Origin of the sequence: Chakrabartyella piscis (assembly GCA_030067835.1) — a bacterium.
GTDB lineage: Bacteria > Bacillota > Clostridia > Lachnospirales > Anaerotignaceae > Chakrabartyella > Chakrabartyella piscis.
Map to the genome: position 1 here is coordinate 2889092 of CP092441.1, position 15797 is coordinate 2904888.

The 15797-nt window shown below is 39.7% G+C and carries 22 protein-coding genes; 1 reads left to right on the forward strand and 21 read right to left on the reverse strand.

Annotated elements, in window-relative coordinates; translation table 11 throughout:
• Positions 1–3: 3 nt before the first annotated feature.
• From rplE to thrC, 21 genes are all read right to left on the reverse strand, one after another.
• Positions 4–543 (reverse strand): 50S ribosomal protein L5, encoded by a 540-nt coding sequence (gene rplE, locus MJY40_RS13165; RefSeq protein WP_317854656.1) that lies wholly within the window; start codon positions 541–543, stop codon positions 4–6.
• A 22-nt stretch (positions 544–565) separates the two neighbouring features.
• The gene (rplX, locus tag MJY40_RS13170; protein ID WP_317856457.1) at positions 566–868 is read right to left on the reverse strand and encodes a 50S ribosomal protein L24; all 303 of its coding nucleotides are present in this window, start codon (positions 866–868) and stop codon (positions 566–568) included.
• Positions 869–890: 22 nt separating this feature from the next.
• Complete coding sequence (gene rplN, locus MJY40_RS13175; protein WP_317854657.1) at positions 891–1259, reverse strand: 50S ribosomal protein L14; 369 nt, start codon at positions 1257–1259, stop codon at positions 891–893.
• Positions 1260–1285: 26 nt separating this feature from the next.
• A complete protein-coding gene (rpsQ, locus tag MJY40_RS13180) occupies positions 1286–1489 on the reverse strand; it encodes a 30S ribosomal protein S17 (RefSeq protein WP_334305931.1) in 204 nt (67 codons plus the stop codon).
• 83 nt (positions 1490–1572) lie between these two features.
• Positions 1573–1782, reverse strand: a complete 210-nt coding sequence (rpmC, locus tag MJY40_RS13185) for a 50S ribosomal protein L29 (protein WP_317854659.1) — start codon at positions 1780–1782, stop codon at positions 1573–1575.
• Positions 1779–2216 carry a 50S ribosomal protein L16 gene (gene rplP, locus MJY40_RS13190; RefSeq protein WP_317854660.1) on the reverse strand — a complete coding sequence of 146 codons (438 nt, stop codon included), beginning with the start codon at positions 2214–2216 and terminating at the stop codon, positions 1779–1781. The genes rpmC and rplP overlap by 4 nt, the downstream gene beginning before the upstream one ends.
• 1 nt (position 2217) lies before the next feature.
• The gene (gene rpsC / locus MJY40_RS13195) at positions 2218–2880 is read right to left on the reverse strand and encodes a 30S ribosomal protein S3 (RefSeq protein ID WP_317854661.1); all 663 of its coding nucleotides are present in this window, start codon (positions 2878–2880) and stop codon (positions 2218–2220) included.
• 12 nt (positions 2881–2892) lie between these two features.
• Positions 2893–3282: a 50S ribosomal protein L22 gene (gene rplV / locus MJY40_RS13200; RefSeq protein WP_317854662.1), complete on the reverse strand. Its 390-nt coding sequence runs from the start codon at positions 3280–3282 to the stop codon at positions 2893–2895.
• Positions 3283–3307: 25 nt separating this feature from the next.
• Positions 3308–3595: a 30S ribosomal protein S19 gene (gene rpsS / locus MJY40_RS13205; protein ID WP_317854663.1), complete on the reverse strand. Its 288-nt coding sequence runs from the start codon at positions 3593–3595 to the stop codon at positions 3308–3310.
• A 52-nt stretch (positions 3596–3647) separates the two neighbouring features.
• Positions 3648–4478, reverse strand: coding sequence for a 50S ribosomal protein L2 (rplB, locus tag MJY40_RS13210; protein ID WP_317854664.1), 831 nt, complete (start codon positions 4476–4478; stop codon positions 3648–3650).
• Between the two features lie 87 nt (positions 4479–4565).
• Complete coding sequence (rplW, locus tag MJY40_RS13215) at positions 4566–4865, reverse strand: 50S ribosomal protein L23 (protein ID WP_317854665.1); 300 nt, start codon at positions 4863–4865, stop codon at positions 4566–4568.
• Positions 4865–5485, reverse strand: coding sequence for a 50S ribosomal protein L4 (gene rplD, locus MJY40_RS13220; RefSeq protein WP_317854666.1), 621 nt, complete (start codon positions 5483–5485; stop codon positions 4865–4867). The genes rplW and rplD overlap by 1 nt, the downstream gene beginning before the upstream one ends.
• A 27-nt stretch (positions 5486–5512) precedes the next feature.
• The gene (gene rplC / locus MJY40_RS13225) at positions 5513–6142 is read right to left on the reverse strand and encodes a 50S ribosomal protein L3 (protein WP_317854667.1); all 630 of its coding nucleotides are present in this window, start codon (positions 6140–6142) and stop codon (positions 5513–5515) included.
• A 237-nt stretch (positions 6143–6379) separates the two neighbouring features.
• Positions 6380–6694, reverse strand: a complete 315-nt coding sequence (rpsJ, locus tag MJY40_RS13230) for a 30S ribosomal protein S10 (protein WP_066047582.1) — start codon at positions 6692–6694, stop codon at positions 6380–6382.
• A 735-nt stretch (positions 6695–7429) separates the two neighbouring features.
• The gene (locus tag MJY40_RS13235; RefSeq protein ID WP_317854668.1) at positions 7430–8788 is read right to left on the reverse strand and encodes a PFL family protein; all 1359 of its coding nucleotides are present in this window, start codon (positions 8786–8788) and stop codon (positions 7430–7432) included.
• Between the two features lie 266 nt (positions 8789–9054).
• Entirely contained in the window at positions 9055–9327 is a 273-nt protein-coding gene (locus MJY40_RS13240) for an ACT domain-containing protein (RefSeq protein ID WP_317854669.1), read from the reverse strand.
• A 160-nt stretch (positions 9328–9487) separates the two neighbouring features.
• The gene (locus MJY40_RS13245; protein ID WP_317854670.1) at positions 9488–9814 is read right to left on the reverse strand and encodes an RDD family protein; all 327 of its coding nucleotides are present in this window, start codon (positions 9812–9814) and stop codon (positions 9488–9490) included.
• 77 nt (positions 9815–9891) lie between these two features.
• Positions 9892–10038, reverse strand: a complete 147-nt coding sequence (locus MJY40_RS13250; RefSeq protein WP_317854671.1) for a hypothetical protein — start codon at positions 10036–10038, stop codon at positions 9892–9894.
• Positions 10039–10242: 204 nt separating this feature from the next.
• Entirely contained in the window at positions 10243–10818 is a 576-nt protein-coding gene (gene thpR / locus MJY40_RS13255) for an RNA 2',3'-cyclic phosphodiesterase (RefSeq protein ID WP_317854672.1), read from the reverse strand.
• A gap of 161 nt (positions 10819–10979) precedes the next feature.
• A complete protein-coding gene (gene tkt, locus MJY40_RS13260; protein ID WP_317854673.1) occupies positions 10980–12956 on the reverse strand; it encodes a transketolase in 1977 nt (658 codons plus the stop codon).
• A 379-nt stretch (positions 12957–13335) separates the two neighbouring features.
• Complete coding sequence (thrC, locus tag MJY40_RS13265) at positions 13336–14802, reverse strand: threonine synthase (protein WP_317854674.1); 1467 nt, start codon at positions 14800–14802, stop codon at positions 13336–13338.
• Positions 14803–15092: 290 nt separating this feature from the next.
• Here thrC and MJY40_RS13270 point away from each other — a divergent pair, with 290 nt between their 5' ends.
• The gene (locus tag MJY40_RS13270) at positions 15093–15776 is read left to right on the forward strand and encodes a flavin reductase family protein (RefSeq protein ID WP_317854675.1); all 684 of its coding nucleotides are present in this window, start codon (positions 15093–15095) and stop codon (positions 15774–15776) included.
• The last annotated feature ends 21 nt before the right edge of the window (positions 15777–15797 follow it).

Here is a 15797-nt window from a genome sequence, read left to right on the forward strand (position 1 = left end):
TGATTATTTTGCGAATGGCATGTTGAACAATTTAAGCAATTCTCTTGCTTCTTCGTCAGTATTAGCTGTTGTTACGAAAACGATGTCCATACCTCTGATTTTGTCAATTTTATCATATTCAATTTCAGGGAAGATCAATTGTTCTTTGATACCCATTGTGTAGTTACCACGTCCGTCAAAGCTGTTTGCTTTAACACCACGGAAGTCACGTACACGAGGAAGAGCGATATTGATAAGTCTATCAGCGAATTCATACATTCTATCGCCTCTCAAAGTTGTTTTGCAACCGATGCTCACACCTTCACGAAGTTTGAATGCAGCAATAGATTTTTTTGCTTTTGTGATAACTGGTTTTTGACCTGCGATGATAGTCATATCTTTCACAGCACCGTCCAAAACTTTAGCATTTTCTTTTGCTTCGCCAACACCCATATTGATGATGATTTTTTCCAATTTAGGCACAGCCATTTTATTTGTATATGCGAATTTTTCCATCATAGCTGGAACAACTTCTGCATTATAAAAATCTCTTAATCTGGTCATTGTTTACCTCCTTTCACAGGGATTATTTGATCACTTCGCCTGTCTTTTTTGCTACTCTTACTTTTTTACCATCTTTGATCATAACACCAAGACGAGTTGCTTTGCCATTGTGCAAATACATTACGTTGGATGCATCAATAAAGTTTTCTCTTTTGATGATACCACCTTGTTGATTTGCTGGGCTTGGTTTTGTATGTTTGGAAATTAAATTAACGCCTTCCACGATTACTCTACCATTTTTTTTGTCAACTTTTTGGATTTTACCTTGTTTGCCTTTATCTTTACCAGCAATGACAACAACTGTATCACCAGTTTTCAATTTCATGTTAGCCACCTAGCACACCTCCTTATAATACTTCAGGTGCAAGAGAGAGAATTTTCATGAATTGTTTTTCTCTCAATTCTCTTGCAACAGGCCCAAAGATACGTGTACCTCTAGGGTTTTTGTCATCTTTAATGATTACTGCTGCATTGTCATCAAATTTGATGTAGCTACCATCAGCTCTACCGATAGAGTGTACTGTTCTAACAACAACAGCTTTTACTACGTCACCTTTTTTTACAACGCCGCCGGGTGTTGCATCTTTAACTGCAGCAACGATAACATCGCCTACACCAGCATATCTTCTTGTAGAGCCACCAAGTACTCTAATGCAAAGGAGTTCTTTCGCTCCGGAATTATCTGCAACTTTTAATCTGGTTTCTTGTTGAACCATTTGAATGCCTCCTCTCTTAAGCAGGATTATTTTGCTTTTTCGATGATGGAAACCAATCTCCATCTTTTGTCCTTGGACAAAGGTCTTGTTTCCATAACTTTTACTCTATCACCCATACCACATTCGTTGTTTTCATCATGTGCTTTCAATTTGTATGTTCTGTTAACAATTTTACCATACAAAGGGTGTTTTACTTTATCTTCTACAGCAACAACGATTGTTTTATCCATTTTGTCACTGACAACTTTACCAATTCTGGTCTTACGAAGATTTCTTTCTTCCACAATGAGTTCCTCCTTTCATAGACCTATGATTATTCTGCTGCTCTCGCTTTTTGTGTAATCACTGTCTGGATTCTTGCAATGCTTTTACGAACTTCCTTGATTCTTGCTGTATTGTCCAATTGATTTGTTGCGTTTTGGAATCTCAAGTTGAACAATTCTTTTTTAGCAGAGACAAGGTCTTTTTGTAACTCATCTGCAGTCTTACCCATCAATTCATTTACATAACCTTTAGTTTTCACTGCTGATCACCTGCCATTTCCAATGCTTCTGCTTTCGTAACGATTTTACATTTAATAGGAAGTTTGTGAATTGCAAGTCTCAAAGCTTCTCTAGCTGCTTCTTCTGCTACGCCACCGATTTCGAACATTACTCTACCTGGTTTTACTACCGCTACCCAATATTCAGGTGCTCCTTTACCGGAACCCATACGAGTACCGATAGGTTTTGCGGATACTGGTTTGTCTGGGAATACTTTAATCCAAACGTCACCACCACGACGAATGTGTCTTGTCATCGCAATACGTGCTGCTTCGATTTGATTGGATGTAATCCAGCTTGGCTCCATAGCCATGATACCATATTCTCCGTAAGTTACTTTGTTCCCTCTGAGTGCGCGACCCTTCATGGAACCTCTTTGTTGCTTACGATGTTTCACTCTTTTAGGCATTAACATATTACTTTGCGCCTCCTTCCTTTTTCACTGCTTTAACAGGAAGAACTTCACCTTTGTAGATCCATACTTTTACGCCAACTTTGCCGTAAGTAGTATCAGCTTCTGCAAAACCGTAGTCAATATCTGCACGCAATGTTTGAAGAGGAATAGTTCCTTCGTGGTAATGTTCTGTACGAGCCATATCAGCACCGCCCAAACGACCACTTACTCCAGTTTTGATACCTTTAGCACCGAATTTCATTGTTCTACCCATTGCTTGTTTCATAGCACGACGGAAAGTTACACGATTTTCCAAGTCCAATGCGATTTTTTCAGCAACCAATGTAGCATCCAATTCAGGTCTTTTGATTTCATCAATGTTAACAGAAACCTTTTGTGTTGTAAGTTTTTGGATTTTGGCTTTCAATTCTTCAATTGCTTGGCCGTTTTTACCAATAACAATACCAGGTTTTGCTGTGCTTACTGTTACTTTGATTTTTCCAGCTGTTCTTTCGATAGCAATTTTGGAAACGCCAGCAGCAAACAATTCTTTTTTGATGAATTTTCTAATTTTTACGTCTTCAACAAGGTAATCAGCGAAGTTATCTTTTCCAGCATACCATTTTGTATCCCAGTCTTTGATGATTCCGACTCTCAAACCATGTGGATTTACTTTTTGTCCCATTTTTCTACCTCCTTATCTCTCATTGAGAATGATGGAAATATGGCAAGATCTTTTTAAGATGCGATATGCTCTGCCTTGTGCTCTAGGGCGAATTCTTTTCATTGTTGGACCCTGATCTGCACTTACCTCTTCCACATACAATTTACTTACGTCCATACCCAAGTTATTTTCTGCATTTGCTACTGCGGATTTCAAAACTTTCGCAATAATTTCAGATGCAAATCTTGGAGAATAATTCAATATCGCTGCTGCTGTAACAACGTCTTTTCCTTTAATTTGATCCAAAACGATTTTGCCTTTGGATGCAGGAATACCAACGTATTTCGCAGATGCGTGAGGTCGTTTTTCTTGTACTGCAATATTTCTTTCTTTTTTAATCTGGCTTCTATGACCCTTTGCCATGAACGAAACCTCCTTCCGTTATCAATTATTTGCGAACTTTAGATTTCTTTTCTGCGTCTTTACCATGACCTCTGTAACTTCTAGTCAAAGCAAACTCGCCAAGTTTGTGTCCTACCATATCTTCTGTGATATATACAGGCACATGTTTTCTACCGTCATAAACTGCAATTGTATGTCCGATCATATCAGGGAAAATTGTAGAACGACGGGACCATGTTTTGATTACATTCTTTTCGCCTGCTGCATTCATTGCATCAATCTTATTCAAAAGATGATCATCAGCGAAAGGTCCTTTTTTGAGTGATCTGCTCATGTTTGACTCCTCCTTGTTTCGTGTTTTTTTGTGCTATGCACATTCCGATCTATTAACCGTTTCTACGGCGAACGATATATTTGTTGGAAGCTTTGTGTTTCTTTCTTGTTTTGTAACCCATTGCTGGTTTACCCCAAGGTGTCATTGGAGCTGGACGACCGATAGGAGCACGACCTTCACCACCACCGTGAGGGTGATCGTTAGGATTCATTACAGAACCTCTTACTGTAGGTCTGATACCCATGTGACGTTTTCTACCAGCTTTACCGATGTGAACCAAGTTGTGGTCTGTGTTACCAATTTGACCGATAGTAGCTCTACATTCGATTGGAAGCAATCTCATTTCGCCAGAAGGAAGTTTGACTGTTGCATATTTGCCTTCTTTCGCCATCAATTGCGCTACGTTACCAGCGGAACGAACCAATTGGCCGCCTTTACCTGGTTTCATTTCGATGTTGTGAATGCTAGTACCAACTGGGATACAGCTCATAGGCAATGTGTTGCCCAATTTTACTTCAGCATCAGGGCCATTCATGATTTGTTCTCCAACTTGAAGACCAACTGGAGCCAAGATGTAAGCTTTTTGACCATCAGCATAAGCGATCAAAGCGATGTTCGCTGTTCTGTTTGGATCGTATTCAATTGCTTTAACTGTTGCAGCAACACCATCTTTATTTCTTTTGAAATCAACCAATCTGTATTTGATTTTGTGACCGCCACCTCTGTGACGTACTGTCAATTTACCTTGGTTATTTCTACCTGAATTTTTCTTAAGGTGTACCACCAAAGATTTTTCAGGAGTTGATTTTGTAATTTCATCAAAAGCGGACACAGTCATGTGTCTTCTAGATGGGGTATAGGGTTTATATCTTTTAATTGCCATCTTCTTCTACACTCCTTTCGAGTTTTTGTATCGTTTACACGTTACCGTGTGTTTTGCATATATTTCCGACGTCCTTCAGGTTATGAATTACATACCTTGGAAGATTTCGATTTCTTTGCTATCTGCTGTCAATTTAACGATTGCTTTTTTGAACTTAGGTGTTCTACCGAAGTGAACGCCACGTCTTTTAGGTTTGCCATCGTAGTTCATTGTGTTTACAGCTGCAACCTTTGTGCCTGCGAACATTTTTTCTACTGCATCTTTCACTTGGGCTTTAGTAGCTTCTGGGTGCACGATGAAAGTATATTTTTTTTCGTCCATTACAGACATACTGTTTTCTGTAATAACAGGTTTTTGGATTACGTCATAATATTTCAAATCAGCCATTATGCGTACACCTCCTCGATTTTAGCAACCGCTTCTTTTGTTACAACCAATGTGTTGTATTTCAACAAGTCGTAAACATTAATTGTGCTTACGGAAGCTGTTTTTACTTCAGGAATATTTCTTGCGGAAAGCATAACATTTGTGTTTGTACCGTCCATAACGATCAATGCGTTGCCACATTTGATGTTTTCCAATACTTTCACCATTTCTTTTGTTTTTACATCCGCCATTGTGAGTTCATCCACAACGATAATTTTGCCTTCAATTGCTTTTGTAGAAAGAGCAGATTGCAAAGCCAATCTTTTCACTTTCTTGTTCAATTTGAAGGAGTAGTCTCTTGGTTTTGGAGCGAATACAACGCCACCGCCAACCCATTGAGGGGAACGTGTGGAGCCTTGTCTAGCTCTACCAGTACCTTTTTGTCTAAAAGGTTTTCTACCACCACCACGAACTTCTGCACGAGTTTTTGTGCTTTGTGTTCCTTGTCTTTGGTTTGCCAAATATTGAACAACTGCCAAGTGCATTACGTGTTCATTTGCTTCTATACCGAAAATAGCGTCATTGAGTTCCAATTGACCTACTTCTGCGCCACTCATGTTTAATACTGCAACATTTGCCATGTTAGTTTCCTCCTTTCGTAAAGTTTATTATGCCTTTACGCTGTCTTTGATTACAAGAATAGCACCTTTAGGACCAGGAACAGCGCCCTTGATCAACAAGATGTTCTTTTCTGCATCAGCACGTACGATTTCAAGATTTTGGATTGTGATTTTCACGCTACCCATGTGACCTGGCATTTTTTTGCCTTTTCTTACACGGCTAGGTGTTGCGGATGTACCCATAGAACCTGTAACTCTGTGAGATTTGGAACCATGTCCCATAGGTCCTCTGGAAGCATTGTATCTTTTGATAGTGGATTGGAATCCTTTACCTTTAGAGATACCAGTTGCATCAACTTTTTCACCAGCTGCAAATACATCTGCTTTGATTTCTGCGCCAACTTCGTAAGCGGAGATATCTTCCAATTTCAATTCTTTTACTACTTTTTTAGCTGTTACGCCAGCTTTGTCAAAATGACCTTGTTCAGGTTTGTTGACATGTTTTGCTTTTGCATCCATAAAACCAACTTGGATTGCTTCGTAACCATCGTTTTCAACAGTTTTCTTTTGCACTACAACATTTGGGCCTGCTTCCAATACTGTTACAGGAACCAAAGTGCCGTTTTCTGCGAAGACTTGTGTCATACCGATTTTTTTAGCAATAATCGCTTTCTTCATTTCTTGCACCTCCTAATTTTCTACAGCGGATTGCCTTCACACCAGATGGTGGTCAGGGAATCATACTAGATTCATATAAGAGTTGTTACAGATATTCTTTCACAAATTCTTCTTATATAAACCAGTTTTTTGGGTTTTTGCTTTTTTGTGTTGCTTCTTGTTGCGTATTCATAAAATCTTCTCGGTCGTTGCATCGATTGATTTTTGAATTTTGTTTGTTGCCATTGTTTGATATTCTTATTTCATTACTTTAAGAGTAATGTCTACACCTGCTGGCAAATCCAAACGGCTGAGTGCGTCTGCTGTTTTTGCTGTAGGGCTCAAAATATCAATCAATCTTTTGTGTGTTCTCATTTCGAACTGCTCTCTAGAGTCTTTGTACTTGTGTACCGCTCTGATGATTGTTACTACTTCCTTTTTAGTTGGAAGTGGAATAGGTCCGCTGATTTGCGCTCCTGTTTTCTTAGCAGTTTCAATAATCTGCGCTGCAGATTGGTCGATCAACTTATGATCATATGCTTTTAGACTGATTCTGATTTTTGGGTTAGCCATAAAAAAAGTCCCCTCCTTTTCGTACTTTGATTTCAGTACGACAAGTAGCGACTGCACACTTATCCGGGTGTTTCCTGCAACGGAGGATACGCAAGCACACTTCTAGCTCCTAGAAGCGATACTTCCCCTAATATTCAGTACAGTGACCTTGTCGCCCGGTTTCATGAACTGGACATCGCTCCACAGAAATACTCGTAAGTCCCATAATTTGGACTCCGACAACCTTCTGTCTCAACACTCTATGTCACAACATGGATAATTATATCGTATATTTCCTGATTTGGCAAGGGTTTTGTAAAAAGTTTTTGCTTATTTTTCTTAAATTTTTCACCAAATTTTAAATTAAAATCAACCAAACTTCATACATCATGCACAAATATCACTTTTGTCCATATGCTGTAATCACATGTCCATAATAGAGCGGATTATTGCTGTTTTTCATCAATATTTTGTGTTTCTTCCTATTAAATAGGGTTTGTATCCATCAATTGGGTATGCAGGAGGATGATATCCTCCCCTACGAAATATAAATATATCGAGATAACTTGCGACCACAGGTCGCCCCTACAAAACCAACGAACAATACCTGCAAATGGTATTCACTGCACAACTTTGCACTTGTAGGGGATGGGTTCCCCATCCCCTAATATCACGCCACCACTGTAGGGGCGGACCTATGTGTCCGCCCGCTCACTCACTGCAAAAAAAGGACGACCTTTCGGTCGCCCACACATATCAATTTTTGAAACTATGGATTGGAGCTGGAATTCTACCGCCACGATTGATGAATGGTGCACAGCTATATGTATTCACTGGCATAATGGGAGCATAGCCAAGCAAGCCACCAAATTCAACACTTTGTCCAACGCCACGTCCAATAACAGGAATCAAACGCACTGCTGTTGTTTTGTTATTGACCATACCAATTGCCGCTTCATCCGCAATGATACCAGAGATGGTTGTTGCTGGTGTATCTCCAGGAATTGCAATCATATCCAAGCCTACAGAACAAACGCAAGTCATGGCTTCCAATTTTTCCAAGGTCAAAGCCCCTTTTTCTGCTGCGGAAATCATACCATGATCTTCACTGACAGGAATAAACGCACCACTCAAACCACCTACATAGGAAGATGCCATAACGCCACCTTTTTTTACATTATCATTGAGCAAAGCCAACGCTGCTGTGGTACCAGGAGCACCAGGTTCTGCAAGTCCCATTTCTTGGAAGATTTCTGCAATACTATCACCTACTGCTGGAGTGGGTGCCAAAGACAAGTCAATGATACCAAATGGTACATCGAGCAATGCAGATGCTTCTTGTGCAATCATTTGACCGACACGAGTGATTTTGAATGCTGTTTTCTTCACTTGTTCGCAAAGGGTTTCAAAATCAGCACCACGCACTTCTTCCAAAGCTTTTTTTACAACACCGGGACCACTGACACCAACGTTGATGGCACAATCGCCTTCACCAACACCATGGAATGCACCTGCCATAAATGGATTATCTTCAACTGCGTTACAGAACACAACCAATTTTGCACAACCGATACATTCACGGTCTTTGGTGTATTCCGCTGTTTGCAAAATGATTTCGCCCATTTCTTTCACTGCATCCATATTGATGCCGTTTCTGGAAGTACCCACATTCACAGACGCACAAACACGTTCTGTGACAGCCAATGCTTCTGGTAAAGATGCAATCAATTTGCGATCGCTTTCTGTGTAGCCTTTTTGTACCAACGCAGAGAATCCACCGATGAAGTTGACACCCACTTTTTTTGCTGCACGATCCAAAGTTTGTGCGATACTTACGTAAGAGTCTGTTTCACAGCCAGCTGCTGCAATGGCGATTGGTGTAATGGAGATACGTTTGTTGACCACAGGCACACCGTATTTCTTAGCCAAATCATCGCCTGTTTTCACCAAGTCTTTTGCATATGTGGTAATTTTATTATAAATCTTCTCATTGAACTTGTCGATATCTGCGTCTGCACAGTCCAACAGACTGATCCCCATGGTAATGGTACGCACATCCAAGTTCATATCGTCAATCATACGATTGGTTTCCAAAATTTCATTTCTTGTAATCATAATATCCTCCTAAAGGTCAAAAGATAAAGATCAAAATCAAGACCGCGGACTCTGTCCACACCTGTAAGCCTTTAAAAAGGCTTAACCTAAACTTTATTGCCACTGCTCATTCTGACCAGTGGAGGTGATATAGTATTTGGTTCAATAAGAATTTTCTATTCTCCTAAACCTACGGTCAAGGCAAGCCATGACCCTACAAAACCTTTATCTATTCTTTGTCGCATCCAACATCCCAAGGTCTTATCTTTTGACTTTGTCTTTTGTTCTTAAATTCTATGCATTGCATCAAAGATTGCGGTATGTTGCACTTTGATTTTGAGTCCCATTGCATCGCCAGCTGCTGCCAACTCTTCGCCCATTGCTTCAAATGTCACATTTGCTTTTGCAATATCCACCACCATAACCATGTTAAAATATGTATCTACAATGGTTTGGGAAATATCGAGAATATTCACGTTTTGACCTGCCAAGATAGTACATACTTTTGCTGTAATACCTACTTGGTCGTTGCCCAATACTGTAATGACTGCTTTTTCCATTTTGTTCGCCCTCCAAAGTCTTTTGTACACGAATGATATTTTCTTAAACTGTAATGTACCACATTTTCCTTCGTTTGTCTAGTTTGAATTTATTACGGGCGTACACATAGGTATGCCCCTACAATTATAAAGGATGGTTTCCTGTTCCATTCAATTACCATTATAGGCACATTGCCACAAGCATATTTGCTCCATATGCCACAGCTCTTAACAATACATACCCTATGATCATACGCAAAACAACCTTATTATCTTCCACTTCATAAGAAATACCTGCATCCCAGACCAATTCGCCTTCTTTGCATTTGCCATAACTTTTGTATTGGCGGTATAAATCATATAAAGGAATACAATATCCCATACCATGTTTAAACACAGAATAGGTACGTTTTTTTGCTGCTTCCAAGGTCAGTTTCTCACCATCTGCATCCAACACTCGAATGCCAAAAATTCGTTTGCCAATGGTGGTACCTAATTTCGCAATCATAATAGGTTCCAAGAAAAGCACCACAAGGTATCCCAGATACAATTCTATGAAGCTATCAAAGAATACAATGATACCACCTAGGGCGCTAGAATCGCACCGATAATTGCACCATAGATGGAGGTATCCAAACCCCTTGACCACAATCTACGCCAAGGGATTCTACCTTCTTGTGTTGGGTAGGTTGTTATAGTTTCTTCCAATGTTGTCATTTGTATTTCTTCCATAATAATGCCCTCCGTTTGATTATGATATTACGGGCGACCATGTCATCATTTTGCAAGCAAAATCACCTACGGTGACCACCATATCTTTGGTGGCGAGAGGTACACCCCTACAAGGTAATATTCCCATTTGTCATTCTGAACGCAGTGAAGAATCTTATTTTTCAGGATGGGGAACCCATCCCCTACAAAGTGCATTGTTTGTTATTATTTTTCGTTTCTTGCAGTTCTTGGTTGTGGTTTTTTGAGATCTTGTGCAAATATGGTGCGATAGAACAAGTCTGTGCCACGTCGTTTGCTTTCCATCAATACAATACGCTCCACAGGAATTGTAATAGGTTCTAGTCGAACTGCCTTTTGCACATCGGTATATCCCCTTTGTGGTTCCACATCACGACCAAGGGTGATATGGAGTGCTTGCCCTTTTTTATCACGAGCAAAGCCTTGACGTTCCATGCTTTTGCTAAGTCCAAAGAATAATCTTTCTAAAGATGTACTTTTCTTGAGTCCTGCCCACAAAACACCTCTATCCCCTTTGCCAAAGAATCCCAAACGATCCAATTGCAAGGTAAATGCTTTGTTTCTTTGTGCTGTTTCAAACATAGCTTCTTTGATGTATTCCACATCAGATGGAGCAATTTCTCCAAGGACTTGTACATTCAAATGAATGTTATTTTGTGGTGTATAGCTACCACGTCTACAAAACTTTTGTGTTTCTTGTTGCACAGTTGCCAAATATTCTTTGACTTCTGGTGCCAATTCAATTGCGATAAAACACCGCATAGTGTAACCTCCTTCAATTTATACCTATAAAAACGGAACGGTCAAGACCGTTCCCTACAGTAAAATTCATATTGTATGGATAGATTCCATATCCACCCGTTTGTTGATACAGTTGATCTATTGTAGGGGCAGATTCCATATCTGCCCGTTTGTTTGTTTTCTTATTTCACCAAAGCCAATGCTTTTTCTACCACTGCTTCTACAGTGAAGCCATATGCTTTGAACAATTCACCAGCTGGAGCAGAAGCACCAAATCCATCCATACAGATCATGTCGCCATCCAAGCCAATGTATTTATGCCATCCAAAATCACAAGCAGCTTCTACAGCCAATCTTGCACGTACTGCTTTTGGCATAACGCTTTCTTTGTATTCAGCAGATTGTGCATCATACAAGTCCAAACTAGGCATACTGATGACTCTTGCTTTCACACCTTGTTCTGCCAAAACATCGTACGCTTTGTAAACAAGTTCCACTTCAGAACCACTTGCCATCAACAATACATCTGGTGTACCAGCACAATCACGAAGCACATAGCCACCTTTGATTGCATCTTTGCCAGTACCTTCCAAAGAAGGCAAGTTTTGTCTGGTCAATACCAAAGCGGTTGGTGTTGTAGTTTTGGTCAAAGCTGTATACCAACCAGCTGCTGTTTCTCTTGTATCACATGGTCTAAATGCTGTGTAATTTGGAATGCTACGAAGCATTGCCAATTGTTCGATTGGTTGATGAGTTGGACCATCTTCACCAACACCGATGCTATCGTGTGTGAAGATACTGATGACAGGCAATCCCATCAAGCTTTCCATTCTAAGACCAGCTTTCATATAATCTGCAAATACAAAGAATCCAGCAATATATGGACGCAAACCACCATGTACAGCGATACCATTTGCCATTGCTGTCATTGCAAATTCACGCACACCAAAATGCAAGTTGGAACCAGCTGGATTTTCTTTGCTGTAGTATTCTCTATCTTTCATCAAAGATTTATTGGAAGGTGCCAAGTCAGCAGAACCACCAAAGAGATTTGGCACTACTTTTGCCACTTTTTGCAATACTTTTTCAGATGTAACACGAGTTGCCACACTGCCTTCATCCATCCAGAAATCTTCATCTGCAAGCAAGTCTACAGGCAATTCTTCGCTGAACCAAACGCCATATTCTTTTGCAAGTTCTGGGTTTTTCGTTGCATAGTCTGCAAAGAGTGCATTCCAAGCTGCTTCTTTTTGTTCTGCTTCTACCCTCCAAGCTACCATATGTGCTTTCACTTCTTCTGGAATGTAGAATTCTTCTTCAGACCAGCCAAAGTTTGCTTTCATTGCTGCCAACTCATCTTTGCCAAGAGGTTCCCCATGAGCAGATGCTTTGCCTTGTTTGTTTGGCGCACCAAAACCAATCAATGTATTGACTTTGATGAGTGCTGGTTTGTCAGTTGCTTTTGCTTCTGCAATGGTTGCTTCCAAAGCATCCAAATCGTTGCCATCAGCCACTTCAAATACATCCCAACCATATGCTGCAAAACGAGCTTTTACATCTTCTGTAAAGGCAACATCTGTATCGCCTTCGATTGTGATTTTATTGGAATCATACACCAAAACCAATTTGGAAAGACCCATTGTGCCTGCCAAAGAAGCCGCTTCAGAAGCAACACCTTCTTGCAAACAACCATCACCACAAAGAGCAAATGTATAGTGATCCACCACTTTGTGATCTGCTGTATTGAATTTTGCTGCCAAGTGGCTTTCTGCCAATGCCATACCAACAGCATTTGCAATCCCTTGACCCAAAGGTCCAGTTGTCACTTCCACACCAACGGTATGTTTGTATTCTGGGTGACCTGCTGTCAAAGAATCTTTTTGACGGAAGTTTTTCAAATCATCTGTTGTCAAGCCATAGCCAAATACACAAAGCATGGAATACAACAATGCAGAACCATGACCTGCTGACAAAACGAAACGATCTCTATTGTGCCAAGTTGGATTTTTTGGATTTACATTCATTGTTTTTGCCCAAAGTGCATATGCTGCTGGAGCTGCACCCAAAGGAAGTCCTGGATGTCCACTATTTGCTTTTTGGATTGCTTCTGCAGAAAGTACACGCAAAGTATTGATGCTCAATTGATCAATTTGATTCATATGGTTCTCCTCCATTGTCATTGGTTTCTATTATAATCAGGGATTTTCTTTTCATTTGCCAGTTTTATATATATCTCTTTTATTGTATCCAAAAACCTATGGAAAAGCAATGATTTTAGGGACAAACTTTCTAAAATTTATCTTACGAAAAATGCGGGATGGGAAACCTTTTTTACCTTTGCCACAATACCCCTATTGGTTTGCGACGGTTCAGACGGTACGATGAGGGCATCGCACCCTACGATTGTATACCCAAATTCCTGTCCTTCCGAATGCAATGAGGAATCTTTGGCGGTTCAGGCGGAACAGTCAAGACTGTTCCCTACAATTGCAACAAAAAAGAGGCAGAACTCCGCCCCTTTTCCTCATTTATCTAATCTTACAACAAATATCCTTTGACAAATTCTTGGATTTTTGTTTTTTCACACACATTTTTATGCAAGATTTCTCTGGTTTCAATACCACGAATTGGTTCTGGAATTGCAACGCCGCTAATCTTTGCCAATTCATCCATCAATACAAATGCATCTTCTGTTTTATATTTGTCATCCATTGCCATCATAACATCTTTTGTGAATTTATATGGACTTGCTGTGGAAACAATGACCGTAGGTGTATTGTCGCCAGTTGCTTCTTTATATTTTTTGTATGCTGCATAACCAACTGCTGTATGGGTATCCATCACATAGCCTGTTTTACCAAAGAAGTCTTTGATGGCTGTGTAGGTTTCTGCTTCTGTTGCGTATTCCCCTGTGATTTTGCTTTCTTTGATTTCCACTGAATATTTACCTTCTGTTTGCAAACGTGTCATTTCTTCTTTAGTCAAGTCTTGACCCACCATATGAGAAATCAAACGTTCCAAATTGCTGGAAATCAAAATATCCATAGAAGGAGATACGGTTACGTGGAATTCTCTGTTTCTATCGTATGTACCTGTTTGGAAGAAATCATAAAGGACTTTATTGTCATTGGAGGCACACACAAAGTGACCCACTGGAAGTCCCATTTTCATTGCATACCATCCTGCCAAAATATCACCAAAGTTACCTGTTGGTACAGAGAAGTTGATGGATTCACCCATAGATAAACCACCTTGTTTCACTGCTTGCAAATATGCATGGAAGTAGTACACAATTTGTGGTACCAAACGCCCAATGTTGATGGAGTTTGCAGAAGAGAATACATAACCCCTTGCTTCCAATTCTGCTGCCAATTCCACATCGGTAAAGATTTGTTTCACTGCTGTTTGTGCATCATCAAAATTACCCAAGATGCCTACAACACAGGTGTTTTTACCTTCTTGTGTGGTCATTTGCAATTTTTGCACTGGACTTACGCCATCTTCTGGGAAGAACACAATGATTTTGGTACCTTCTACATCTGCAAAACCTTCCAATGCAGCTTTTCCTGTATCGCCAGAAGTTGCAGTCAAGATTACGATTTCTTTGTCAATGCCTTCTCTTTTGGCTGCTGTTTTCATCAAATAAGGCAAAATAGACAATGCCATATCTTTGAATGCCAAGGTTCTACCGTGGAACAACTCCAAGAAGTATGCATCGCCCTTTTGTACAAGTGGTGCAATTTCTTTGGTATCAAATTTTTCATCATATGCACCATCAATGCAGGCTCTCAATTCTTCATCTGTAAAATCTACAAATTTACGCAACACTGTAAATGCAAGGTCTTGGTAAGAAAGCTTTGCCAATTCCTCCAAAGGTGTGTCCATAGTTGGAATTTCTGCTGGAATATACAAACCACCGTCTGCACAAATCCCTTTTAAAATCGCTTCTGATGCAGATGCTTGGATGGATGCATCTCTTGTGCCAATATATGTAACATGTTTCATGTGTAAGCTCCTCTCATGTATGCTAGTTTTTCCATTATCTCTATTGTACAAAATTTTTTCTGTTTGTCAATTAAAAAATACATTTGTCCACATAAAAGAGACATTCACCCTTTCATTTTAAAGATTTCTACCAATTCCCTGAAAAAAAGTTCTTTCATAATTCATCACACGTGAAAAAAATATCATTCAATTAAATTTTCTATAAAAATCCAAAATTTCACTTTACAAATTCACATGAATCATAGTAATATTAATTACATTAAATGTGTTTTATGTTCTAGGAGGTATGTATGGGAAAAGCAAATTGGAAACCTGGTACGGTTTTATACCCTGTTCCAGCAGTTATGGTTTCTTGTGGTACAATGGAGTCACCCAATGTGATTACCGTTGCATGGACAGGTACCATCAATAGCGACCCTGCAATGACATATGTTTCCATTAGACCCTCCAGACACTCCTTTGATTTGATCAAAGAATCTGGTGAATTTGTCATCAATTTGGTGACCAAGGATTTGGCTTATGCATGTGATTATTGTGGTGTGAAAAGCGGTCGTGATCTCAATAAATTTGAAGAAATGAAGTTAACGCCAAAAAAAGGTGAACAGGTGGATGCTCCTATCATATATGAATCTCCAGTGAACATTGAATGTAAGGTCAAAGAGATTATTCCCCTTGGTACCCATCATATGTTCCTTGGCGAAGTGGTTTCTGTCAGTGTCAGCGATGAATATTTGGACGAAACAGGCAAATTCCATTTCAACAAAACAGAGCCCATCTGCTATTCACATGGTGGTTATTATACTCTTGGTGAACAACTGGGAACCTTTGGATATTCTGTGAAAAAGCCAGTGACAACCTCACAAAAAACAAAGGCATATCCCAAGAAATCCAGCATAGAGTGTAAAAAAGAAGAAGCAAAACACAGCAAAAAAATTCAAGCAAAAAACAGCCGTAAAAAGCAAAAACATCAATAAATATAAGAAAGAACAAGGTTT